Source organism: Desulfovibrio sp. (assembly GCF_047607245.1).
Classification (GTDB): Bacteria; Desulfobacterota; Desulfovibrionia; order Desulfovibrionales; family Desulfovibrionaceae; genus Desulfovibrio.
On sequence record NZ_JASGDK010000115.1, the window covers coordinates 1 to 21,337 of the forward strand.

The following is a 21,337-nucleotide window of genomic DNA, read 5'->3' on the forward strand; positions in this document are numbered from 1 at the left end:
CCCTTACCGACGACTTTGCCCCGGTGGAAAGGTATGCTCTGATGCTGTTGCGGCAGTAGAGTGTTCTTCTCTTGCGGTACAGCGGCGAAAAATGTAGCCTGATGTATCAAGTTTGAGGAGGCAGCATATGGAATTTGGTAAAATCAGTCCGTTGAGTATAAGTGAAAGTGTCTTGTCCACGCTTGGCAGGAAGGTAGCTTCTGGACAAAATCTTACCATGACCGAGTGCCTGATGGTCCTGTCCGCCTCAGGAGCGATCATCGCCAGCGAGTATGGCCCCGGCCCGGCGGAAATGTCGGTGAAGGTGCCTCAGCTTCCTGAAACAGTTAAAGGTCTGCTGGCGAATTACGCCGGATAAATTTTGCTCCGTTGGAGGAGCGGCCATAGCCCCCGCAGGGAGAAAGTATTTTGAACGAAACCATTGACGATCTTACAGTACAGTTTGAAGAAAACGGCCAGATCATTATGAATGAGCTGGATAAGGTTGTGCTGAGCAAAGGGCTGTGGACGACCATTTTGTTCCGGTATCAGCAATGGCAGCCTGAAAAAGACGATTTTGGGCCAGACGCGTATGTTATTCGGCGTTACAAAAAATCCGGCGGCGAATACCGCCAGCAGTCCAAATTTACCATTTCCAGCGCAGAGCAGGCCCGCAAGATCGTGGAAGCGCTCAGCGGCTGGATAAGCTAGTTTTTTAGCGCGGCATACAGTTTATTCATGCCGCAGTCAGTGTTTTCTGCGGGTGTTGCATAACGAAAAGCCTCAGAATTACGGGAGCCACAGGCCAAAGTCTGTGGCTCCCTTTTTTTGCTGTATCAACGAGGATAGTTATGCCTTGGGGGTATCGCGGCTGCGTGCAGGGTGAAAGAAAAAGAGAGGGATTGCTGTTTGCGAGGGAGGCTGTGCGGGCACAGGAGGTCTCAGTGTTTGGACCAAAAGCCGTCATTGAGCGTACTTTGTGCTGCGCGGGTACGGGAGATTTTTATTTTCCTGTTTTAGATCGCCTGCGCGGCGTGCGGCAGAAGGGGCCTGTTAGGGGCTGCCGCCCCTCCGAGGCCCCCTCTGCACTCCCCCCGGATTACCCCGCTCGGGGTTTTCCAAATAGCGCCAATCAGCGAGGGCTGCGCGGCCTTGGCTTCGGGAGCGTCCCTCCCTCCGGTCGGATGATCTCCCTGCGCGCCGCGCAATGCCATCGCCCGCCTTGGCCTCGGATGGCAAGTTGGGGGCGTCATATCAACTCTGATAGGGGGATTGGGCGCAGGGCAAAGGAGAAAGGGATGAGCTGTTGTTACGAGAGGGGGGTGCGGGGGCGGGAATTTTTAGCGGTTGAGCTGCAATTCACCTTTGGCCGTAGTGGGTGCTGCGCGGGTATGGGGTGGGTGAAAGTTGGCTTTGACCGTTACGGCTTGGGGAAAGTCCGTTTCTGGGCAGGGTGTTCTTTGTAACATGCTGAAACAAAGGAAACGCTGATTTATTCCGTTTGGCTGCGTTGCTTCACTTTTTTTGAAACAGTCGAGGACGGAAGAGTCCACTCCTGCTTCAAAAAAAGATCGCGCCTTGCCAAACGAAAGAACTGCACGTTTCCAAGAGGCTCTTTAATCAGTGCTTCCCAAAATAAAAATTCAAGGGATGAGGGAGGCGATTCTTTTCTAAAAGGGTCGCCTCCCTCATGAAATATTTCAAACCAGAATGCTTTAAAGTGCAGCCACCTGTCCGTCCCCACGGGGGTCTGTGGCTCCCTGCCAGATGCCGTTGGGCCGACGCAGTATGGCTCCGGCGTGCCCCATCAGTTCTGTAAAGTCTTCAATTTGCCGCACTTCATGCCCACGGCGGGTTAATTCCTGCGCAACGCTTTCGGGAATGCGCCCTTCAAGTTTGAGGTCGTTGGATTCCGCTCCCCAACTGCGGCCCAAAAGCCAGCGCGGCGCATTGACGGCGTCCTGCGGGCTCATGCCGAAGTCCACTATGCGGGTCGTCATGGCCGCGATGGTTTGCGGTTGCCCGTCGCCGCCCATGCTGCCGTATACAAGGTGGGGGTTGCCGTCCTTGAGCAGCATGGCTGGCGTCAGGGTGTGCAGGGTGCGCTTGCCCGGCAGTAGGCAGTTGACGTGATCAGCCTCCAGAGCAAAGGCGCATCCCCTATTTTGCAGCACAAAGCCAGCGCCACTGGCCACCACGCCTGAACCGAATTCATGATAAATGCTTTGTATGAGTGAAACCGCGTTGCCAGCAGCGTCTACCACGCCAAGCCAGATGGTGTCGCCGCCGGGGGGCAGAGGCGGCAGAACGCCTGCGCATTTTCTCATGCTGATACGCGCCGCCTGCTGACGCCCGTGTTCCTTCGAGAGCAGGCGGTTTGTGGGAATGTGGGCAAATTCCGGGTCTGTCAGATAGAGTTGCCTGTCAATAAAGGCCTCGCGGGTGGCTTCGGCCATGACATGATAATAGTCAGCCGTGCCTTCGCCCAAAGAGGTGATATCCATCTGGTTAAGGATGTTGAGAATTTCAAGGGTAGCCATGCCCTGACAGTTGGGCGGCGGCGTACAGGCAGTATAGCCCCTGTAGTCAACACGCAGAGGCTCGGTCCAGTCAGCCGTGTGGCTGCTCAGGTCTTCCTGCGTGAGCAGGCCTCCCTGCTGCTGCATGGCGGTGATAATGGCCCGCGCGGTATGGCCTTCGTAAAATTCTTTCGGCCCGTCACAGGCAAGCCGTTCCAGTGTTTCAGCCAATTGCGGCAGGCGCATGACAGCGCCAAAGACCGGGGGATGTCCATCTGGTGTAAAATAGAGATCGCGGAAGCCTTCAGACTGGTGCAGGCAGTAGTTGGGTTTGCCGCTGCTTACAAAGGCCAGGCTGCCAGCCAGGGAGTGGGATACGGCAAAGCCTTCCTCAGCGTGTTCTCGCGCCGGGGCCAGCAAATCAGCCCAGTTGAGGGGGGATTGCATCGTGTTCTTGCTGTGCTCAAAGGCCGCGCCCCAGCCGGACACCGCACCGGGGACGGTCAGCGCAGCCAGAGGGCCACGGGTGGGCACTGTCTTGTGCCCGCGTCCGGTGTAGTGAGCGGCAGTGGCTGCCCGCGCTGCCCGCCCGCTGCCGTTGAGCGAGCGCAGGTTTTGTGAGGCGGCGTCATAGATGAGCCAGAAGTTGTCTCCACCAAGGCCGCACATGTGGGGATACACCACAGAAAGCACGGCAGCGGCGGCAATGGCCGCGTCCACGGCGGTGCCGCCCTTGCGCAGGATGTCGCGCCCCGCCTGTGAGGCGAGATAGTGGGGGCTTGTGACCATGCCCCGCAGGCTCAGGGGGTTGCTGGCAGTGGAGGGCGTGAAGGAATACCGGTGGCTGGATTGCATTGTGACCTCGTGGTGGCTTGGTCCGTGTAACTTCCGGCGCGTTTGGCGCGCCGGAAACGTTTTCGCGAAACAGTATGCCACAGGAGGCTGCGGGGAGCAAAGGAGGCCCCGCATAGTATCATGAGCGGTGAAAAGCTACGCGCCTTCGGCGGCTCTGGCTGCCTCATCAGGGTAAAGTGCCGTGATTTTTGCCAGAAAATCGGTGTAGCGTCCTTCAATGATGGCCTGCCGTGCATTGCGGGCAAGGTCGAGAAAATAGGTGAGGTTGTGCAGAGAGTTGAGCCGGAAGGACAGCAACTCCTGACTGGCGTACAGATGCCGCAGATAGGCCCGTGAAAAAGTGCGGCAGGTGTAGCAGTTGCAGTTGGGATCCAGGGGGCCGTCGTCCTCTGCGAACTGTTTGCGCCGGATGTTGATCTTGCCTTCGGAAGTATAGAGCGTGCCATTGCGGGCATTGCGCGTGGGCAGCACGCAGTCGAACATATCCACTCCGGCATTAATGCCGTTGGCAATATCCAGCGGCGTGCCGACCCCCATAAGATAGCGGGGTTTGTGGCCGGGCAGCAGGGGGGCGGTGTGGTAGAGCAGGTCGTACATCTGCGCCTTGGGCTCACCCACTGAAAGCCCGCCAATAGCAAAGCCGTCAAAATCCATGCCGCAAAGTTCTTCAATGGAACGCTTGCGCAGGTCCTTGTGAAAGCCGCCCTGCGTGATGCCAAAAAGCAGATTGTGCGCTGTGCCCGCCGGGTATGCCGCTCTGGCGCGCTGTGCCCAGCGCGTGGTGAGCGCCAGAGATTTTGCCGTATAGTCGTAGTCCGCACCGTAGGGCACGCATTCGTCCAGCACCATCATGATGTCTGAATTGAGGTTGCGCTGGATCTGAAGCACTTTTTCCGGCGTGAAAAGATGTTTTGAGCCGTCGAGGTGTGAACGAAACTCCACGCCTTCTTCACGAATTTTGCGCAGCGAACTGAGGCTGAAAACCTGAAAACCGCCGCTATCCGTAAGAATGGAGCCGGGCCAGGACGCAAATTCGTGCAGGCCGCCTCGCCGGGCCACCAGTTCGTCGCCGGGGCGCAGGTACAGATGGTAGGTATTGCCAAGGATGATGGGCGCGCCAATGGCTGCCAGATCGTCGGGCGCAATGGCCTTGACCGAACCCACCGTGCCCACGGGCATGAATATGGGGGTGGGTATGACGCCGTGGGCCGTACGCAGGGTTCCTGCTCGCGCGGCTCCGTCCTTGTGTTCAATGGTAAATATGGAATCAGACATGCGGCGCACAGTATATGCAAGTGGCGTCAGATGCAAGAGGGCTGCCTTGTCTGCGTGCGGCGGGTGCGGGGGCTTGGCAGAGCCCTTGTTGTGCGGCCCTGCCGGGTGGGATTTTAGATAACTGGCAAAGTGTGGATTTACTGACCGCGCAGGTGTGATTATTTGACAAAATTAGAATAATAAATAAAATTATATTAAAGCATGTATTTCCCTTCGCGCAAGGGCCCTTGATGCAAGATAGAAGATGTTTCCTTGCGAAGAAGAAAAATGCACTGGCGAGAGAAGTAGCAATTCAAGGCAAAACCATTTCCCCGCGTGAGGAAGGAAAATGCTCTTTTTCAGCCGCTTCAAGCTCCTTTCCGGTCTGACCGCCCCCGCAAAAATTTCTGTCGGGGAGTTATTGAGTGCGGCCCTGAAACATCAGGTCTGCATAGAGATACTGTTCACTGCACGCAATCGCCAGATGGACAACGTATATTGCCGCATAATGGCTTTGCGCGGCAAGAAGGTCATGCTCGTATCGGGTATCAATTTCTTGCCGGATGCACTCAATGGCGAGCAGTGTCTTATCTATTTCAATCTTCCCCACTCTCTTCTTGTCAATACATTCAAAATGTCTCCGGGTCTTGCCCGGTCGGGTTTTCTGTGCAAGACCCAGATCATTCATAACTATCTGGATTCAGAAAGCCGTAACTGCGTGATAGAAATTGGCCTGCCCCAGGCCTATGTGCAACGAAGCCTGCGCAAGCACGAGCGGGTGTTTCCTGCCGCCAATATGGTAAAGTCCGTCGACTTGTGGCTGCGGGGCAAGTTGCCCAAGCAGTGGCGTGAGTTGGGGCCATCAGATTTTTCCTTCAGGGAGGATTGCCCCTCACGGTTGCGGCTCATCAATATCTCCGCCAGCGGCGCTCGTATAGAAATTGATGATGTGGAAGAAAGCGATCGCTACCGCAAACTCACAGGGGCACAGATGCTGCTGTGCGTTGTGCTTTGTGGGCAGGGCCGCAAATGTTGTGCGGTTCCTGTGGTTTGTCAGTGTGTTGAAGGGCTTTACAGCGCCACGTTACGGCGGCTTTCGTTACGTCTGCGGTTTATGCAGGTCTGGAAGACCGACTGCTGTGGGCAAGGCTCGTGGGGACGGGTAGACGAAGACGGCGTGCCGCCCTTGCGTGACTGGATCAATAATGATTTTTGCCTGCTGACTGAAAAACCGTCTCATTCCTGCTGACTCCTTTTGTATTAGGCGGCGCTTGGCCGATGGGCGCCTTTGGCTTCAAGCCCAGAGCCTTGAAGGGCAGACTCTTTTGCGCCCAAGGCTTGACAGCGCGTTTGCCGGGCAGTATACAACTCGTTCCTTGCTCGCACCCGTGTGTGCGGGCTGCCAATCCAAAAGGAGAAACACAATGCGGAAATTTGAAACCCTGCTGCTCCTTTCACCGGAGCTTTCCGCCGAAAACCGCGAGGGCATCATTAGCACCCTCACCGCGGTTATCGAGCGTGAGAAGGGCGCCATGGAAGAAGTGGACAACTGGGGCATGCGCGATCTCGCCTACCCTGTGCGCAAGCTGATGCGCGGTTATTATGTGCGTCTGGTGTTCCAGAGCCCGGCTACCCTGATTGCCGAACTGGAACGCAACATTCGCATGACTGACGGTATTTTCAAGTTCGTGACCGTCAAGCTGGCCGATGAAGTGGCCGGGGAGGTTGCGTAGCATGGCCTTCAAGAAGAAATTTGCCCCCCGTCGCAAGTTCTGCCGTTTTTGCGCAGACAAAGACTTGCCCCTGAACTACAAGCGTCCTGATGTTCTGCGCGACTTCATCACCGAGCGCGGCAAGATCATCGCCCGTCGTATCACTGGCACCTGCGCGCATCACCAGCGCCTGCTGACCCGTGAAATCAAGCGTTCGCGTCAGATGGCTCTGCTTATCTACACGGCTACGCACGATTCCGGTGTCAAGAAAAAGAGCAACATCTAGGAGGCGCATATGAAACTGATACTTCGCGCCGATGTTGAAAATCTCGGCAGTCTTGGTGATGTGGTTGAAGTCAAGCCCGGTTATGGCCGCAACTTCTTGTTGCCCCAGGGTTTGGCCATGGTGGCCTCCCCGGCCAATCTGAAAGTTTTTGAGCTGGAGCGCAAAAAGCTTCAGGCCCGCATGGATGCCCAGCGTGGCGAAGCTCATGAAATGCAGGCTCGTCTTGAAGCCCTTGACGTGGTTATCACCATGCATGTTGGCGAAAACGACAGGCTGTACGGCTCTGTTACCACCACCATCATTGGCGACGCTATTGCCGCCCTTGGTGTGGATGTTGACCGCCGCCGTATTCTTATGGACGCTCCTATCCGCACCTTGGGCGAACACCCCGTGCGCGTTCGCCTGCACCCCAGCGTTATCGCAGTGGTGCCGGTGAAGGTCGTGTCCGACCACCAGTCCTATGAAGAAGAGCCCGCTCCTGCAGCTCCTGCTGAAGAAGCCGAGGCTGCCCAATAGGGGATGTAGTGGTTTCCCACAGTGATAATGGCTCCGCCCCCGGTCATGAGGCCGGGGGCGCGCCTTTTGGGCAGAACGGCACTGGCCGTGGCTCCAGAGGCGGCCAGCAGGGGCAGGGCGGTTTTAAAAGCCGTCAGGGCAATCAAGGCAGCGCTGCTGACAGGGCTGAAGCCGATTTGCTGCGCCGGGTTCCACCCCACAGCGTAGAATCGGAACAGGCTGTTCTTGGCGGCGTGCTCATGCGTCCCCAGCTCATGCACTCCATTGTGGACCAGCTGGCGGCTGAAGATTTTTACCTGCCAGCCCACGTTACTATCTACAGCGCCTTTCTTGAGCTGTATCGTAAATCCGCACCTATTGACCTGCTTTCTACAGCAGAAATGCTGAAAAGCCGTAGCGCGCTTGAAGAAGCGGGCGGGGCTGTTTACCTTGGCGATCTGGCTCAGGCCGTAGTGTCTGGAGCCAATGCCGAATACTATGCCACCATTGTGCGCGACAAGGCGCTGCAACGTGGCCTCATTGAAGCCTGTTCCGGCATTATCACCAACTGCTACGATGCTTCGCTGGAAGTCGGCGCCCTGCTTGATGAATCAGAGCAGGCTGTTTTTGCCATTTCGCAGCGTACTTCAGGGCGCGACTTTACGCCCACCCGGGAACTGCTGGACAGGGTCTTCGACAATCTTTCCCGTCTGGCCGATGCCAAAGACGTTATCACCGGCGTCACCACCGGCTACACGCGGCTGGACAAACTCACTGCCGGACTTCAGGCCTCTGACCTCATCATCGTTGCGGCCCGCCCCAGTATGGGCAAGACGGCCTTTTCGATGTGTATGGCGCTGCACGCTGCCGTGCGTCAGAATGTGCCCGTAGCTGTTTTTTCACTGGAAATGAGTAAGGAACAGCTCATGCAGCGTATGTTGGCGGTGTGGGGCAAGGTGGATCTTTCCAAGCTGCGCCGTCCGTCCACGCTTAATGACGACGATTGGCAGCGTCTTTATGCCGCTGCGGATGTAGTGGCCCGCGCTCCCATATTTATTGACGATACGCCAGCTCTGACCACACTTGAGCTGCGCGCCCGCGCCCGCCGCCTCAAGGCTGACAAAGGGCTGGGCATGGTTGTGGTGGACTATCTGCAGCTCATGCGCACCAGCCGCCGCACCGATTCACGCGAACTGGAAATTTCGGATATTTCGCGTTCCCTCAAGGGGCTTGCCAAGGAAATGCAGGTGCCTGTGATTGCCCTTTCGCAGCTGAACCGCAAGGTTGAAGAGCGAAGCGACAAAAGACCCATGCTTTCTGACTTGCGCGAATCCGGCGCTATTGAGCAGGACGCGGACGTTATCATGTTCGTTTACCGTGACGACGTGTACAAGTTTGTTAAGCCTGCCGAGCGTCCGCCGCAGGGCGTGGCTGAAATCATTATTGGCAAGCAACGCAACGGCCCTGTGGGCGTGGCGGAGCTTATGTACATGTCGCCGTACACTTCCTTCGAGGATATGGCACCTGACTGGTCGCCGCCTCCTTCTGAAGGCGGCTAGCCGCTCCTTCTTTCTTATCTCCTTCGCTACATACTTCTTTTACGTTGGGTCGGCTCCGGCACGCGTAAGCATTTTCTGTGCGGATTGCCCGGCGGGTTTACTTTATGCCTTTCTGCAAAGGCACAAAAACAAGCCAGGCCTATCGCTGCGCCCTCGTACAGGGCAGGGAATTTAGGTTTTTACAATGTTGTATGAATATGCTGTGAATGGATAAGGTTTATATTTATAATAGTGTGATATCATATTGTTTGTGTGGGAAATATAACATTGTTTGAGTATCTGACAGATGATAAGAGGGCGTGCCAATAAAGATCATAATATCGTATTTATATTTGATAATTATGGTATACTGCTTTGAAATTTGTATGATTATAGGTTATTGTAAATATTTATTGTATAAAAGCATTCAAGCGAGCTAGAAAAGGGCCTGATGCGGAGGCAATCAGCAAGCGTTTTGGCCGGCGTTGCGCTTATTTTCACACATGATTGCCGTGCTTTATCAATTGATTTTTAATGGCAGAATGCAGCCTTATACAGTCCTGTTTGTACGCACAATATACGTAATTGATGGGTGAGACAGGGTCTATCCAATGTAATTACTCTGATTCGCATGTGGTGTTGCCTTAAAATATGGAATAAGCTTTAGTTTTAACAGATGCCGCAAATGATAAAGACCTGTCAAAGCTGAACATCTTTTATCAAAAAGTTCCAATTATTTCTTTGTCTCCCGCGTTTTTATCGCGCAAAAAGCGCGCAATGCCAACTTTTTTTTGTACTTTCGTTGACAAGCTCGAAAAAGCGTGTTTCTGTGACTGACATGTGCCGCGTACCGGTAATACGTTTTATCGGATGGGAGCGCGGGATGATTGTTTTTTTTGTGAGGGTGTTTCATGTCCAAGTCCATTTATGTCGGGAACCTTCCCTGGTCTGCTACTGAAGAACAAGTTCAGGATCTTTTTGCCGAATACGGCAGCGTTCTGTCCGTGAAACTCGTTAGCGACAGGGATACCGGCCGTGCCCGTGGCTTTGGCTTTGTGGAAATGGAAGACGGCGAAGCCGATTCCGCCATTGAAGCTCTTGACAACTTCAGCTTTGGTGGACGTACTCTGCGCGTCAACGAAGCCAAACCCAGGGCTCCTCGCCAGCCCCGCTACTAGGACTAGGCAACGGACCTTAACGCCCTTGGCAACTGGGGCGTTTTTTGTTTGTTGCAGTCCTCACTGTATAGGCGCTGCATCATTGGTGCAGCAGTTGTATGCAGTTGGGTTACAAGATTCATTTGATTGCGGCGGGCCCGGCAACTCCCTGAATGGTATACCCCTTCACGGGTTTGACGAGCCCGCTCACAGCGGCGCAGGCGGCCAAGGCTACCTGCGCTTCTGCCCGTCTACACAGTGCTCCATCTTTACTGGCTACATCTCCTGTCTTGTATATCTCTCTTGGTTCTGCTTTCTGCGCTCTCTCCTCTGATATTTTTATGGTGAATGCCTCACAGCTCTTTACGTGTACTGCCCACGCCTGGCGAGAAGTCTTTGGTCTTGCATCTTCAAAGTTGATGCAACTACCAAAGCAGTCTGCCTTTGCAGAGCTGTATGGTTCAAAGGTAAAGCGCTCTTATGCCAGCCGCCGCCTGCAAATCCCCATCATAGCGCATAAAACCAGTGCTTTGCTACGTGAAGCTACGCTTGCGGGCGCCCTGCGGCGTCTGTTCTTAAGGCGATTTGAGCGTGCAACAGGAAATATCTCGTAAATGGCGGGCTGCCTTTTTCCGTTGCCTGCCATCCCAGTGGGAAATCAGCTTTTGCATTGATACAATGTGCTTTGTCTGAAAAGTCGGCAGGGTACGGATTGCGATGCTGCTTCGTCCAACAGGATGGGGGCTGAGGCCCAGATATGGCGGGCACTTCTTTGTTCGACCCGCCTTGCCGAGCGCTGTAATTTTTGCCATGATGGGACATGACGCTTCCGCCGGATAAACAGACTACCATCCGTAATTTTGCCCGGCGCAACAATCCTTGAGGAGGCAGCATGCTCAACCCCAAACAATGTGTGCTTTATAGCGGCGGAGCCGCCGGAACGGAACAGTTTTTCGGTGCTTTGGCTGAAAGCTGGGGCATGGAAGAAGTGAACTACGGTTTTGAAGGCCATCAGATTGAGCGTACGCGTGGCGTGCGTGTACTGACTTCAGAGGAACTGGCCCTGAAGGACGTGAGCCTCACCTATGTTTCGCGCCTCATGAACCGCGAGTACACGCGGGCTCCCCTTTTTCGCAAGGTGTTGCAGTCCATTTGCTGGCAGGTCAGCAGCGGTGAGCAAATCGTTGTGGTGGGCGCTATTCAGCCCGACGGAACAGTCAAGGGCGGCACAGGATGGGGCGCGGAATTCGCCAAGATATGCAACAAACCTTTGCTGGTTTTTGATCAGCCCCGTAATGGCTGGTATACTTGGCAGAAGGATAAGTGGGCGCAGGTGGAAAATCCCGCCATTGAGTGCGCGCATTTCGCCGCCACTGGAACGCGTTTTCTTGAAGATAATGGCCGCGTGGCCATTCAGAATCTTTTTGCCCGTTCATTTACGCGCTAATCTTGTTTTTCGCCCGGCCCGGCGCTATGCCGGGCCGGACCAGCGTGCCGTGGACTCACCCGGCTGCCGCGCCATAAGCAGCGCGGCTTCTTCTTTGTTTACCTGGAGAACTCATGAGCCATCAATTCAACCCAGAAGAACAGGCTGTTCTGCGCATAGTGCAGGATAATCTGCCCGACAGCCTCACTCCCTATGCCGATGTGGCGGAGCAGGCAGGAACAAGCGAAGCAGAGGTGCTCGATCTGCTTTGCCGCCTCAAGGAATCTGGCGCAATCCGCCGTTTTGGGGCGAGCATCAAGCATCAGAAAACAGGCTGGACACATAACGCTATGGTGGCCTGGAAGGTCAGCCCTGAGCAGGTGGATCAATGCGGCCGCAAAGTGGCCGAGCACGATCATATTTCGCACGCCTACTACCGCCCAAGCTCCGCCGCTGACTGGCCCTATGAGCTTTATACAATGATTCACGGCCGCAGCGAGGCGGAATGTCTGAGCGTGGTGGATGACATCATGCGCGACACTGATTTGAAGGAACACGCCATCCTGCGCAGCCTCAAGGAACTGAAAAAAATTTCCATGACCTATTTCGCTTAGATAATGAGGTCACGCGCGGCTTTCGCCCCCAGGCGGTATAAGGCTGTTCCTGCTTTTTCGGCCGGGTAGCATAGAATACCTTTCTTCAAAGCAGACGCGCCTTGCTGACCAGAGAATGAAACTCGCTCTTGTGGCCACGTCATCTAGAACAATTTACGAATGGAATGAGGCAATTGTTCTGCAAGAATTTGCGTGCAAATTCTTGCAACGAAATAGGCGCAGACGAGCTTTGCTAGCCGTAAAGCGACTATTTCAGGTGCAAAATGCTCTAAAGGAGACCAGAATGGACACGACTTCGCGCCAGCTCTTTGAAAAAGCCCAGGCGGTCATTCCCGGCGGCGTCAATAGCCCTGTGCGGGCCTGCCACAATGTGGACAGCCAGCCGCTCTTTATCGCCGAAGCCCACGGCTGCCATCTCACGGATGTGGACGGACGCCAGTACATCGACTTTGTGCTCTCCTGGGGTCCGATGATTCTTGGACATGACGAACCTTCCGTCACCCGCGCCGTGTGCGATGCCGCCCACCGTGGAACTAGCTACGGCGCGCCTTGCCCCGATGAGGTAAAGCTGGCGGAAGCTGTGGTGGCTGCCATGCCCAGCCTTGAAATGGTGCGTATGGTCAATTCTGGCACCGAGGCGACCATGAGCGCCTTGCGTCTGGCCCGTGCGGCCACCAAACGCGACAAGGTGCTCAAGTTCGTGGGCTGCTACCACGGGCACGCTGACCCTTTCCTGGCTGCTGCCGGATCGGGGCTGGCCACCTTCTCCATTCCCGGCACGCCGGGTGTGCCCGCCGCCGTGGTGGCCGACACCCTGCTGGCTCCATATAATGATCTGGAAGCGGTCAAGGAGTGCTTTGCCCGTCACGGTGAAAGCATCGCCGCCATTATCGTGGAGCCCGTGGCCGCCAATATGGGCCTTGTGCTGCCCAAGCCCGGCTTTCTTGAAGGCCTGCGCGCCATATGCGACCAGCACCAGAGCCTGCTTATTTTTGACGAAGTCATCACGGGCTTTCGCGCGGCCTTTGGTGGCGCGCAGGCACGCTTCAAGGTTGATCCCGACCTCACCACCTTTGGCAAGATCATTGGCGGCGGCCTGCCCGTAGGGGCGTTTGGCGGCAAGCGCAAGTATATGGAACTGATCGCGCCCAGAGGCGGCGTGTATCAGGCGGGCACGCTTTCGGGCAATCCGCTGGCTATGGCCGCCGGGTTGGCCACGCTTGGTATTCTTAAAAAATCCGACTATGCCGCCCTTGAAGACCGCACGCGCTCGTTCGCTTTCAGCCTGCGCGACATCATCACTTCCAAGGGCGTGCCCTTGCAGATGCCGACCCTGGCCTCGATGTTCTGCCCCTATTTCAGCGAACACGAAGTGACGGATTTTGCCAGCGCACAAAAGTGCGATCAAAAGCTCTTCACCAGTTTTTATAAGCAGATGCGCGCTCAGGGCATCTATCTTGCGCCTTCGGGCTATGAAACCGGCATGGTGTCTTTCGCGCACACGGACGACGACTTCAGCCGGGCCCTGGACGCGGCCCGCAAGGTTCTCTTTTAGAGCATTTGAATTTTGAAACAGTTTTAATGTTCTAACGTGGTTTCAAAATTGAAATACCCCAGGGCAACGTTGGCATCTGTATTGTTGAGGGTCGCGGTACACACTGAAAAGTACTGCACCTGCCAGCCGCAGATGCGGCATCGTGAATGTTGAAACCTGCTGACCGCACGCAGGCCTGTATCTGGTGGCCGGGGCTCCGGTAAGGATTCCCGGCCACAGCCTTTCGTAAAAGCGGCGCTTTTTTTGTTTCCTGCGCCGCGCTCTCAAGCCACTTACGGCGGCAGACCGCCGGAGGCCATGTGCATCCTGTTTTTGAAAAGAAATCTCTTGCCTGCTATGCCTTGAGCGCTTCCGCCTTGCCCCTTGCCCGGCGGCTCAAATCGCTGGTAGCCGGAAAACCCTGGACAAGCCCCAAAGGGGGCCGTCTGGCCGATTGCCGCATATTCATGCCAGAGCGCATTTGCTCCCCGGATGCGCAGCCCTTTCACAGATTGGGTGAATTTCTTTCCACAGCCTACCAGCAGTATGGGGCGCATGTGTTCATTGGAGCTACTGGCATTGCGGTGCGCGCCCTGGCTCCATTGTTGACCCACAAAAGCCTGGATCCTCCTGTGCTGGTGCTGGACGCGGCGGGCAATTACGTGATCAGCCTTCTTTCCGGCCATTGGGGCGGTGGCAACGAACTGACCCGCCACGTGGCACAATTGCTTCGGGCCACGCCAGTAATTACAACGGCCTCCGATGTTATGGCAGAAGGCGACGCAGCCCTGATTGAGAGTGAAGGCAGCGTCACGGCTTCAGGCGAAAAAACGTCTACTGGCGTGCATCCTCTGGCGCTTGATCTGTTTTTGCGTGAGGCTGGCCTGCGTATTGTGGACTGGCAGCGGTTGCCGCGTGCCCAGGCGGCTCTGCTGGAGGGCGAAAGGCTGGAAGTTTGGGACCCCTGCGGGGCTGTGCCGGAGCACGCTTCGCTGGCGCCTGTGCCCTGCGAGGCCGCAGCTATGGCACTGCCGCATTCTTTGCTGGCTGGCAAACGTGAGGCGCACGCGCCGCCTCTGCTTGCCGCTCATTGGCGGCGGCTGCCTCTTGCCGAGGGAATTTTGCGCGTTGCAGTGCCGCGTCTTTACGTGGGCCTTGGCTGCCGCAAGGATTTGCCGCCGGGGATGGCGCTGGCTGCGTTAAATGAATTTTTTGCCATCCACGGTCTGGAGCCACAGGCTATTGCCGCGTTGAGTACGGTGACAGAGAAGCTGCAGGAACGGGCATTGCGGGAACTTGCCTCCCGTCTTGATGTGCCCCTTCTGGGCTTTGATTCTGCCCGGCTGGCCCGGTGTCCTGTGCCCAATCCTTCAGAAGCGGCGGGGCGGCGTTTCGGGCAGCCGCCGTTCAGCGTGTGCGAGGCCGCAGCCTTGCTGGCGGCCCGCGGGGAAAATGGATCGGGTGTGGCCCGCCTGTTGTTGCCCAAGGAAATTTTTCAGTCACAACTGACCATTGCGGTGGCCCTGGCCTTTGAAGAAGAGCACCCAGGTGTTCATGCCAATGCGGACCGCAGTGAAGAAGGGTAAATCATGACGCAAGCAGCCAGCCTGCATGTGGTGGGCCTTGGCCCTGGCCACGCCGACTGCCTTACGCCGCAGGCCCGCACCGTTCTGGAACGGGCCGGGTGTGTGGCGGGCTATCATCTGTATATGGATATGGTTCCACCGGAATTGCTTGAGGGCAAGCAGCGTATCAGCACGGGCATGCGGCACGAAACCGAGCGCTGTGAAGCGGCTGTGGATGCCGCGCTGGCCGGACATGCCACGGCTCTTGTCTGCTCGGGCGACCCCGGCATCTACGCCCTGGCTGGGCTTGCTCTTGAGGTTCTGGAATCTCGCGGTCTTGTTGGGGAAATTCCCTTTGGCGTCGTGCCGGGCGTGCCTGCCGTGTGCGCGGCGGCAGCTCTGCTTGGTGCGCCCCTGACGCATGATTTTGCCTGCATCAGCATGAGCGATCTGCTCACTCCGTGGGAAACCATTGTCAAAAGGCTTACGGCGGCCCTTGAGGCCGACTTTGTCTGCGCCATATATAATCCGCGGTCCAAGGGGCGCCCCGGTCATCTGGATACCGCCCTGGCTCTGGCCCGCCGTTTTCGTGAACCGCAGTGTCCCGTGGGATTGGTGCGTCAGGCCTACCGTCCGGAACAGAGCGTGAGCGTACACAGGCTGGACAGCTTTGATGCAACACAGGTGGACATGCTTTCTTTGCTCATTATTGGCAACAGTGAAAGCCGATCTCTTGGGTCATATATGCTTACACCAAGGGGATATGCACGTAAAAGGCAGTCATGAGTGTCTGAACAACTTGAAAATGTATTTCATGGGCTCCATTGACACGTTTCCTCACTGGCCGTAAGGTTATTGCAATTCTCATGTGTTGTTTTTTACCTTGGAGGACTGCCGTGAAAAAAATTTTTGCTCTCACCTGTATACTGGCCCTGATCTTTGCCGTGAGCGCTTGGGCTGCACCCGCTGCACCTGACAAACCGGTGGAAATCAAGGGCTCTCAGAAGACCGTCATGTTTCCCCACGCTCCTCATGAAAAGGTGGAGTGCGTGACCTGTCACCATCTGGTGGACGGTAAGGAAACCTTCGCCAAATGCGGCAGTGCAGGCTGCCATGACGACCTGACCGCCAAAAAGGGTGAAAAGAGCCTGTTCTATGTGATTCACACCAAGACAGGGCTCAAGCACACCAACTGTGCAGAATGCCATAGCAAGGTTGTGGCCGAAAAGCCTGACCTCAAGAAGGATCTTACCGGTTGCGCGAAGTCGAAGTGCCATCCGTAAGCCAGTGATTTGATCCGGCCTCTTTAGTGCCGGGCCAAGAGTAAAGGCAGTGTGAGCAAAGCTCCCGCTGCCTTTACTCGTTGTAGACCCGCATATATCTGCCCGGATTTATCGGGGCAGCAGAAAACAGTGAGCTTCTGCCTGTCGCATGTGTATGGTTGGATGACAGCAACACTATTGAACTTTACCGCGAAGCCAGCGTAACAACCGGGCATGGCCGTGTTGCACGGCAACACGTGCGCAAGTCTGGCATCACGCAAATAAAAGGCCGACGGAAGCATTGTTGCCGTCGGCCCAGTTTCTCACTGAAGAGGAAGTGTAAGGAGTCTAGCCTTCCTGGCACTTCTTTTTAAGCGTTTCCGCTATGGTCTTGCCCAGTTCGTGGCAAGCCTTGAGCACATCGCGGTCAGGCCGCCAGTTGCACTTCACGGGTTCGGCAGGCATTTCCATATTCATGCCAGCCAGGTGCTCCTGCAACTGCTTGGGGGCTTCCCCGGACCAGCCGAAGGAGCCAAAGGCTCCACCCACGCGGTTCAGGGGCCGCAGACCCTTCATGTAGGTCAGCTGAGCGGCCACCAGAGGAAGAATGGTATTGTTGTGGGTAGGCGAACCAGCCAGCACCGCGCCGCAGTCGGCCAGTTCGGTCATGATTGCGCTGTGGTGGTTGCTCTTGACTGACATGATGCGCGTGGGCACGCCGTTTTCTTCCAGGCCGCTGCAAGCCGCGTAGGCCATAGATTCAGTGGACTGCCACATGGTGTCGTAAAAAATGACTGCGCGCTGCTGGGGCTTTTGTTCGGCCATCGTGCGGTACAGGTCAATGATGTTGCGCACAGCCTTTTCGCCACGGTGGATGAGACCGTGGTCAGGGGCGATCATATCTATGTCCAGCTGTTCCACAATGGGCAGGGTTTTGAGCACCATTGGCGAGTAGGGCAGCACGATGTTGTAGTAGTATTCCTTGACGCGGCGCAGGTATTCGCCGTCATCGTCAAAGTCGTCCACAAAACGCGCGGAGCTGGCAATATTCTGGCCGAAGATGTCGTTGCTGACCAGCAGCCTTTCTTCGGGAATATATGAGACCATGCTGTCAGGCCAGTGCAGCATGCGCGTTTCCTGAAAAACAATGGTGCGCTTGCCGATGCTGACGGTGTCGCCACTTTTCACGGCCTGTACGGGCCAGTCTTTGCACGCAAAATAGCCTGCCATAGACTTGAGCCCAGCCTGGGAGACAAAAATTTTCTCGGGCTTGCAGCGTTCCACAATGGTCTCAAGAGCGCCAGCGTGGTCGAGTTCCATGTGGTTGCAGACGATGTAGTCGATTTTTTCAGGATCGAGCACCTTGGCCATGCGGCACAGCAGGGTGCCTTCGCAGCCAGAGGCTACCGTATCCATCAGAACATTTTTTTCGTCCTTGATAAGATAGGCATTGTACGTTGAACCGTCCGGGGAGCGGGAGTACCCGTGGAAGTCCCGGTGGTCGTAGTCCACGTAACCTATCCAGAAGATGTCTTTTTTAATTTCAACAGGTTGCATCATTTTCTCCGGAGTGTTGGGTCTTCCTTTTTACAAAAAGCCCCGCTTTGCCACAAGTTGCGGCAAAGCGGGGAAAAGTACAGGAAAAGACCGGAATTAAGCCGGGCTGAACTGATCCTTGCTCACCCCGCAAACAGGGCAGCACCAGTCATCAGGCAGCTGGTCGAAAGGCACGTTGTCGTGCTCGGCGGGGTCATATTCATAGCCACAGACATTGCATACATACTTCTGCATGGGAATCCTCCTGAAGGAATGGCGCGGAATCCCGCGCTTTTGTGGTACGTGCTTGAGAAATCTAGTTTTCAGCCTTCCAGTGACCGTGCAAATTGCAGAATTCGCGTGCGGTCACCTTGGCGGCGTCAATGGCAAAAAAGGCCTCGGGCGCTTCGCCGGGCTTAAGGAACTTGGTGTAGCTTCTGCCGTCGGCCAGCAGTTCAATCCATTCGATCCAGTGCTTTTCTTCCATCGGGTGAGGGACGCTGCCCACTTTCACAAGATAGCCGCCGTCAACCTTTTCAATCACGGGCACGTGCTTTTCCGTGGCACCGTCAGTAGCGCCTTCAACCATATGCTTCATGGGCTCGCCACAGCAAACGAGGTCGGCTCCGCCACCATGCAGAACTTCAACGATGTTGCCGCAATGAGTGCATTTATAAACTTCCAGATGCTTGGGCATGGTTTCCTCACTTACGTTTAGGCCGACATAGGCCTCGATATAGGTTGCCGTCGGTATTGCCGAACGGGGGGCTTTTCAGCTTTGCATTGGCACAAGCAGCCCCGGATACCGACTAATATTCTGTAAGAAGTCCGGGCCAAAGTAAAGCCCTTTTTATAAAAAATAGTAATTATTACTAAAAAGATACTATTTAAGCCCGCCGCATACTGGTCTGCAGGCAATGCCGCCCAAGGCTGGAGCATTAAAATTTTGAAATGCCCGGGTGGCTGCGCGGGCAGACTCCGCCGTGGAGGCGCAAGCGCAGCTTCAGCCGTTGCGTTAGCTGTTGTGACGCAGGAAGCTACGGATAAAGACGGCAATGAGTTACGCGAAAATCTTACCCAAAGAATCGTTGTCGTTCGTAAGCCGCTGACACTGCAACCGACGGCTTACGCGCCCGCAGGGCTTGCCTGAGCCGTTGACGGAACCATCTTACGGGGCAGGGCAGCATCGTTACGGAAGGTTCCAGCGTTATGACGCAGGAAATTACGCTGGAAGACAGCACGTGTTAACGACTCCGCATGTTCCATGCAATTGCTGCCGCCATCAGTACGCCCTTCGGGCAACGGCTGCCGCGAAGACAGCGCTGCTATTTACTTGTGCGGTTAGACGCCGTAGCGGGCGGTCTTAAAATTTGAGAATATATGTTCTCAAAGTCAATCTGCTCTAGGGAGCGGGCTGTTGAGGTTGGCTTGCAGAAGAAAGATCTTCTTCTGAAGGCTGCCCGGAAACAGACGGTTTTTGCTCGTTGTCCTGTATTTCTTCAACAGGGGGGGGGCGGCGTACTGCGCCCAGAACATTGGGCAGCAAGGCGCGCATGTCGCCCGTTACGAGCAGGTCTGCGGCGCTTAATCCCGCCAGTTCGTGCCGCCAGTGGGCTGAACGCACCAGCAGGCCAGCTTGCCCGCCACCCTCAACGTACATGACTGTGCGAATGTTGAGGGGCAGGTGCAGAAGTTGCTGGGCAAAGGCGTAAGCCTCCACCGGCTGTCGGCAGTGGAGAAAAAGAATGCGCCCATCGCCGTCCTGGGCTACCGCGGAAATGGAGTAGTGCGGGCCGCCGGGCGACCACAGGATACGCCTGTCGGCGCTGGTCATACGGTAGTTCTGGATGACGAGGCTATACTGGCCGATGTGCTGTTCCCACTGTGGGTCGTCACGATCCACAATGGCGGCTCCTGGCAGTTCCGGGCTTGTAGGTCCGGCGACAAAAAAGGCCCCAAACCGCTGCACCACGCGCTTGTTGTTGAAGTGGTCGTTCTGCTTCATATAGCCAGTGCTGGTTACACCGTCGGGCAGATACATGCTGGCGTTGATGGCTGCGGAAAGATTGTATTGTTCGGCCCACTGGTTCAGCGAGCGCAAGGGGCCGCCATCCTGCGAGCGGGCACAGAGAATAAAATTGAAGTGGGCAGGGTCGATACGCAGGGCCGTCAACAGGGCTTCGCTGTCATTGAGGCGGAATTGTCCAAAATCCAGCCCGGCTTCCAGCTGTCGCCAGTCGGGCTTGCCCTGTTCGTCAACTCCGGCGGAAGACGAAACCGGGGTGGTCACTCCCGGTGCCGAAACCGTTGCGGTCTGGTTGAGCGCATCTAGGGCTGGGGCTGGCGTGCCCCCGGCAGAGGCGGGCGGGTTGCCGTTGGAAGCGTTTGTGCCGGGGGGGGCGGCTGGCGTCAAGGTTTGTGGCATGGGCGGCAGAGCAGGGACACTGGCACTGTTTTCATCAAGCGCGCCTTCGGCACTGCTCTCGCGTCCGGTGGCGCCGCTCGTTTGAGCTGCCACAATCTGGGGCTGCTCAGACGGGATTTCCTGGGTGGCGCTTACATTGGGTGCAACACAAAGCAGCAAGGCAGCCACAGTGCTGAGGGCCCGCGTCAGCAGAAAGACACGGCCCTGGAGGGGAGCTGCTGGTTTGCCTTTACGGGCGGTGCGCGGGCGCTGCCCACACGTGTGAATGCTGTTGCGTATTTTCATAGTATGCTTTCAGGGCTTGAACCTGCATTACGACCAAGTCGTGTATTTTGCAAGAGCTGCCTGGCCTTTTTTCTTGACATATCAACTTATCTAGATATAAACATAAATATGTCGGCCATAAAGAGAAGGCCGCACTCGCGTCGCACATAAGGAGTCGCAGCATGCATATCGGAGAAAGCATTCGAGCCGCCAAGAAACCGTTTTTTTCGCTGGAGTTTTTTCCGCCAGCCGATGAAGCGAACCTGCCCGGCTTTTTTAACACGGTGGAGCAACTGCAGGTTCTGGCTCCTCTGTTTGCTTCCGTCACTTACGGTGCAGGCGGCGGCAAGCAACGCAACACACTTGCCGTAACTGCCGAGCTGGCGCGCCGCGGTTTAAATACGATGGCCCACCTTACCTGTGTGGGAGCCGACCCGGAGAAAATATCAGCATTTCTGGCAGAATTGCGGGCTTCCGGGGTGGACAATGTGCTTGCCCTGCGTGGCGACCCGCCCGTTGGAGAGGAGTGGGACTGGAGCAAGGGGCATTTTCATCATGCCTCGGACCTGGTTGCCTTTGCCCGCCGCCAGCAGCCTGACATGGGCATTGGCGTTGCGGCCTACCCCGCGCCGCACCCCGAATCGACTTCCATTGCGCAGGACAGGCTTCATACCGCTGAAAAAATGCGCAGCGGCGCGGACTTCGCCGTGACCCAGCTTTTCTTTGATTCCCGGGAATATCTGGACCTGCTGGAGCATCTGCGCGGCAGGGGCATCCACACCCCCATTATTCCAGCTATTCTGCCCATTCAGAGCTTTGACTCCCTGCGGCGGGTGCTTTCACTCTGCGGTGCGAACATACCCGGCAAACTGTACCTTGACCTTGAAAAGGCCAATGAAAAGGGCGGAGCCGAAGC

Annotated in this window: 22 protein-coding genes; 16 read left to right on the plus strand and 6 right to left on the minus strand. The window is 56.1% G+C overall.

All coding sequences use genetic code 11. From position 1 onward, the window contains the following. The first annotated feature begins 127 nt into the window (after nucleotides 1–127). Nucleotides 128–358, plus strand: coding sequence for a hypothetical protein (locus QM579_RS09435; RefSeq protein ID WP_414998912.1), 231 nt, complete (start codon nucleotides 128–130; stop codon nucleotides 356–358). 50 nt (nucleotides 359–408) lie between these two features. Next, nucleotides 409–690 (plus strand): hypothetical protein, encoded by a 282-nt coding sequence (locus tag QM579_RS09440; RefSeq protein ID WP_414998913.1) that lies wholly within the window; start codon nucleotides 409–411, stop codon nucleotides 688–690. Nucleotides 691–1,694: 1,004 nt separating this feature from the next. On the opposite strand, the gene ggt is transcribed toward QM579_RS09440, so the two are convergent. Continuing rightward, complete coding sequence (gene ggt / locus QM579_RS09445) at nucleotides 1,695–3,353, minus strand: gamma-glutamyltransferase (protein WP_414998914.1); 1,659 nt, start codon at nucleotides 3,351–3,353, stop codon at nucleotides 1,695–1,697. A gap of 135 nt (nucleotides 3,354–3,488) precedes the next feature. After that, on the minus strand, nucleotides 3,489–4,628 hold the full coding sequence (tgt, locus tag QM579_RS09450) for a tRNA guanosine(34) transglycosylase Tgt (RefSeq protein ID WP_414998915.1): 1,140 nt from the start codon (nucleotides 4,626–4,628) through the stop codon (nucleotides 3,489–3,491). A gap of 328 nt (nucleotides 4,629–4,956) precedes the next feature. Here tgt and QM579_RS09455 point away from each other — a divergent pair, with 328 nt between their 5' ends. From QM579_RS09455 to QM579_RS09515, 13 genes are all read left to right on the plus strand, one after another. Further along, nucleotides 4,957–5,856, plus strand: coding sequence for a hypothetical protein (locus QM579_RS09455; RefSeq protein ID WP_414998916.1), 900 nt, complete (start codon nucleotides 4,957–4,959; stop codon nucleotides 5,854–5,856). 175 nt (nucleotides 5,857–6,031) lie between these two features. Next, nucleotides 6,032–6,340: a 30S ribosomal protein S6 gene (gene rpsF, locus QM579_RS09460; protein WP_414998917.1), complete on the plus strand. Its 309-nt coding sequence runs from the start codon at nucleotides 6,032–6,034 to the stop codon at nucleotides 6,338–6,340. Between the two features lies 1 nt (nucleotide 6,341). Then, nucleotides 6,342–6,605, plus strand: a complete 264-nt coding sequence (rpsR, locus tag QM579_RS09465) for a 30S ribosomal protein S18 (RefSeq protein WP_183718808.1) — start codon at nucleotides 6,342–6,344, stop codon at nucleotides 6,603–6,605. A gap of 9 nt (nucleotides 6,606–6,614) precedes the next feature. Further along, the gene (gene rplI / locus QM579_RS09470) at nucleotides 6,615–7,121 is read left to right on the plus strand and encodes a 50S ribosomal protein L9 (protein WP_414998918.1); all 507 of its coding nucleotides are present in this window, start codon (nucleotides 6,615–6,617) and stop codon (nucleotides 7,119–7,121) included. Nucleotides 7,122–7,300: 179 nt separating this feature from the next. Continuing rightward, a complete protein-coding gene (gene dnaB / locus QM579_RS09475) occupies nucleotides 7,301–8,659 on the plus strand; it encodes a replicative DNA helicase (RefSeq protein ID WP_414998930.1) in 1,359 nt (452 codons plus the stop codon). An 890-nt stretch (nucleotides 8,660–9,549) separates the two neighbouring features. Beyond that, complete coding sequence (locus QM579_RS09480) at nucleotides 9,550–9,816, plus strand: RNA recognition motif domain-containing protein (protein ID WP_022659825.1); 267 nt, start codon at nucleotides 9,550–9,552, stop codon at nucleotides 9,814–9,816. A gap of 269 nt (nucleotides 9,817–10,085) precedes the next feature. Next, nucleotides 10,086–10,409, plus strand: coding sequence for a hypothetical protein (locus QM579_RS09485; protein WP_414998919.1), 324 nt, complete (start codon nucleotides 10,086–10,088; stop codon nucleotides 10,407–10,409). A gap of 278 nt (nucleotides 10,410–10,687) precedes the next feature. Beyond that, entirely contained in the window at nucleotides 10,688–11,242 is a 555-nt protein-coding gene (locus QM579_RS09490; protein WP_414998920.1) for a hypothetical protein, read from the plus strand. 113 nt (nucleotides 11,243–11,355) lie between these two features. Beyond that, a complete protein-coding gene (ahbB, locus tag QM579_RS09495) occupies nucleotides 11,356–11,835 on the plus strand; it encodes a siroheme decarboxylase subunit beta (protein ID WP_414998921.1) in 480 nt (159 codons plus the stop codon). Between the two features lie 283 nt (nucleotides 11,836–12,118). Then, on the plus strand, nucleotides 12,119–13,390 hold the full coding sequence (hemL, locus tag QM579_RS09500; RefSeq protein ID WP_414998922.1) for a glutamate-1-semialdehyde 2,1-aminomutase: 1,272 nt from the start codon (nucleotides 12,119–12,121) through the stop codon (nucleotides 13,388–13,390). Between the two features lie 299 nt (nucleotides 13,391–13,689). Continuing rightward, nucleotides 13,690–14,955, plus strand: a complete 1,266-nt coding sequence (locus QM579_RS09505) for a cobalt-precorrin 5A hydrolase (protein ID WP_414998923.1) — start codon at nucleotides 13,690–13,692, stop codon at nucleotides 14,953–14,955. A gap of 3 nt (nucleotides 14,956–14,958) precedes the next feature. Beyond that, nucleotides 14,959–15,720 carry a precorrin-3B C(17)-methyltransferase gene (cobJ, locus tag QM579_RS09510; RefSeq protein WP_414998924.1) on the plus strand — a complete coding sequence of 254 codons (762 nt, stop codon included), beginning with the start codon at nucleotides 14,959–14,961 and terminating at the stop codon, nucleotides 15,718–15,720. Nucleotides 15,721–15,830: 110 nt separating this feature from the next. After that, nucleotides 15,831–16,217 (plus strand): cytochrome c3 family protein, encoded by a 387-nt coding sequence (locus tag QM579_RS09515; protein WP_414998925.1) that lies wholly within the window; start codon nucleotides 15,831–15,833, stop codon nucleotides 16,215–16,217. 327 nt (nucleotides 16,218–16,544) lie between these two features. Here the strand turns inward: QM579_RS09515 and QM579_RS09520 are convergent, their stop codons facing one another. The 4 genes from QM579_RS09520 to QM579_RS09535 form a co-directional block, all read right to left on the minus strand. Further along, nucleotides 16,545–17,753, minus strand: coding sequence for an FprA family A-type flavoprotein (locus QM579_RS09520; protein WP_414998926.1), 1,209 nt, complete (start codon nucleotides 17,751–17,753; stop codon nucleotides 16,545–16,547). 96 nt (nucleotides 17,754–17,849) lie between these two features. Beyond that, nucleotides 17,850–17,987 (minus strand): rubredoxin, encoded by a 138-nt coding sequence (locus QM579_RS09525; protein ID WP_012625631.1) that lies wholly within the window; start codon nucleotides 17,985–17,987, stop codon nucleotides 17,850–17,852. 61 nt (nucleotides 17,988–18,048) lie between these two features. Beyond that, on the minus strand, nucleotides 18,049–18,429 hold the full coding sequence (locus QM579_RS09530; RefSeq protein WP_414998927.1) for a desulfoferrodoxin: 381 nt from the start codon (nucleotides 18,427–18,429) through the stop codon (nucleotides 18,049–18,051). A 705-nt stretch (nucleotides 18,430–19,134) separates the two neighbouring features. Further along, complete coding sequence (locus QM579_RS09535) at nucleotides 19,135–20,442, minus strand: phosphodiester glycosidase family protein (protein ID WP_414998928.1); 1,308 nt, start codon at nucleotides 20,440–20,442, stop codon at nucleotides 19,135–19,137. Nucleotides 20,443–20,603: 161 nt separating this feature from the next. Here QM579_RS09535 and QM579_RS09540 point away from each other — a divergent pair. Continuing rightward, nucleotides 20,604–21,337, plus strand: a 734-nt coding sequence (locus tag QM579_RS09540; protein ID WP_414998929.1) for a methylenetetrahydrofolate reductase, incomplete at its 3' end; no start/stop codon positions are given.

Excerpts from the sequence above, each read along its gene's own strand:
- QM579_RS09435 (WP_414998912.1), top strand. The coding sequence starts at position 128 with ATGGAATTTGGTAAAATCAGTCCGTTGAGTATAAGTGAAAGTGTCTTG.
- ggt (WP_414998914.1), bottom strand. The coding sequence starts at position 3,353 with ATGCAATCCAGCCACCGGTATTCCTTCACGCCCTCCACTGCCAGCAAC.
- tgt (WP_414998915.1), bottom strand. The coding sequence starts at position 4,628 with ATGTCTGATTCCATATTTACCATTGAACACAAGGACGGAGCCGCGCGA.
- QM579_RS09455 (WP_414998916.1), top strand. The coding sequence starts at position 4,957 with ATGCTCTTTTTCAGCCGCTTCAAGCTCCTTTCCGGTCTGACCGCCCCC.
- rpsF (WP_414998917.1), top strand. The coding sequence starts at position 6,032 with ATGCGGAAATTTGAAACCCTGCTGCTCCTTTCACCGGAGCTTTCCGCC.
- rpsR (WP_183718808.1), top strand. The coding sequence starts at position 6,342 with ATGGCCTTCAAGAAGAAATTTGCCCCCCGTCGCAAGTTCTGCCGTTTT.
- rplI (WP_414998918.1), top strand. The coding sequence starts at position 6,615 with ATGAAACTGATACTTCGCGCCGATGTTGAAAATCTCGGCAGTCTTGGT.
- QM579_RS09480 (WP_022659825.1), top strand. The coding sequence starts at position 9,550 with ATGTCCAAGTCCATTTATGTCGGGAACCTTCCCTGGTCTGCTACTGAA.
- QM579_RS09490 (WP_414998920.1), top strand. The coding sequence starts at position 10,688 with ATGCTCAACCCCAAACAATGTGTGCTTTATAGCGGCGGAGCCGCCGGA.
- ahbB (WP_414998921.1), top strand. The coding sequence starts at position 11,356 with ATGAGCCATCAATTCAACCCAGAAGAACAGGCTGTTCTGCGCATAGTG.
- hemL (WP_414998922.1), top strand. The coding sequence starts at position 12,119 with ATGGACACGACTTCGCGCCAGCTCTTTGAAAAAGCCCAGGCGGTCATT.
- cobJ (WP_414998924.1), top strand. The coding sequence starts at position 14,959 with ATGACGCAAGCAGCCAGCCTGCATGTGGTGGGCCTTGGCCCTGGCCAC.
- QM579_RS09520 (WP_414998926.1), bottom strand. The coding sequence starts at position 17,753 with ATGCAACCTGTTGAAATTAAAAAAGACATCTTCTGGATAGGTTACGTG.
- QM579_RS09525 (WP_012625631.1), bottom strand. The coding sequence starts at position 17,987 with ATGCAGAAGTATGTATGCAATGTCTGTGGCTATGAATATGACCCCGCC.
- QM579_RS09530 (WP_414998927.1), bottom strand. The coding sequence starts at position 18,429 with ATGCCCAAGCATCTGGAAGTTTATAAATGCACTCATTGCGGCAACATC.
- QM579_RS09535 (WP_414998928.1), bottom strand. The coding sequence starts at position 20,442 with ATGAAAATACGCAACAGCATTCACACGTGTGGGCAGCGCCCGCGCACC.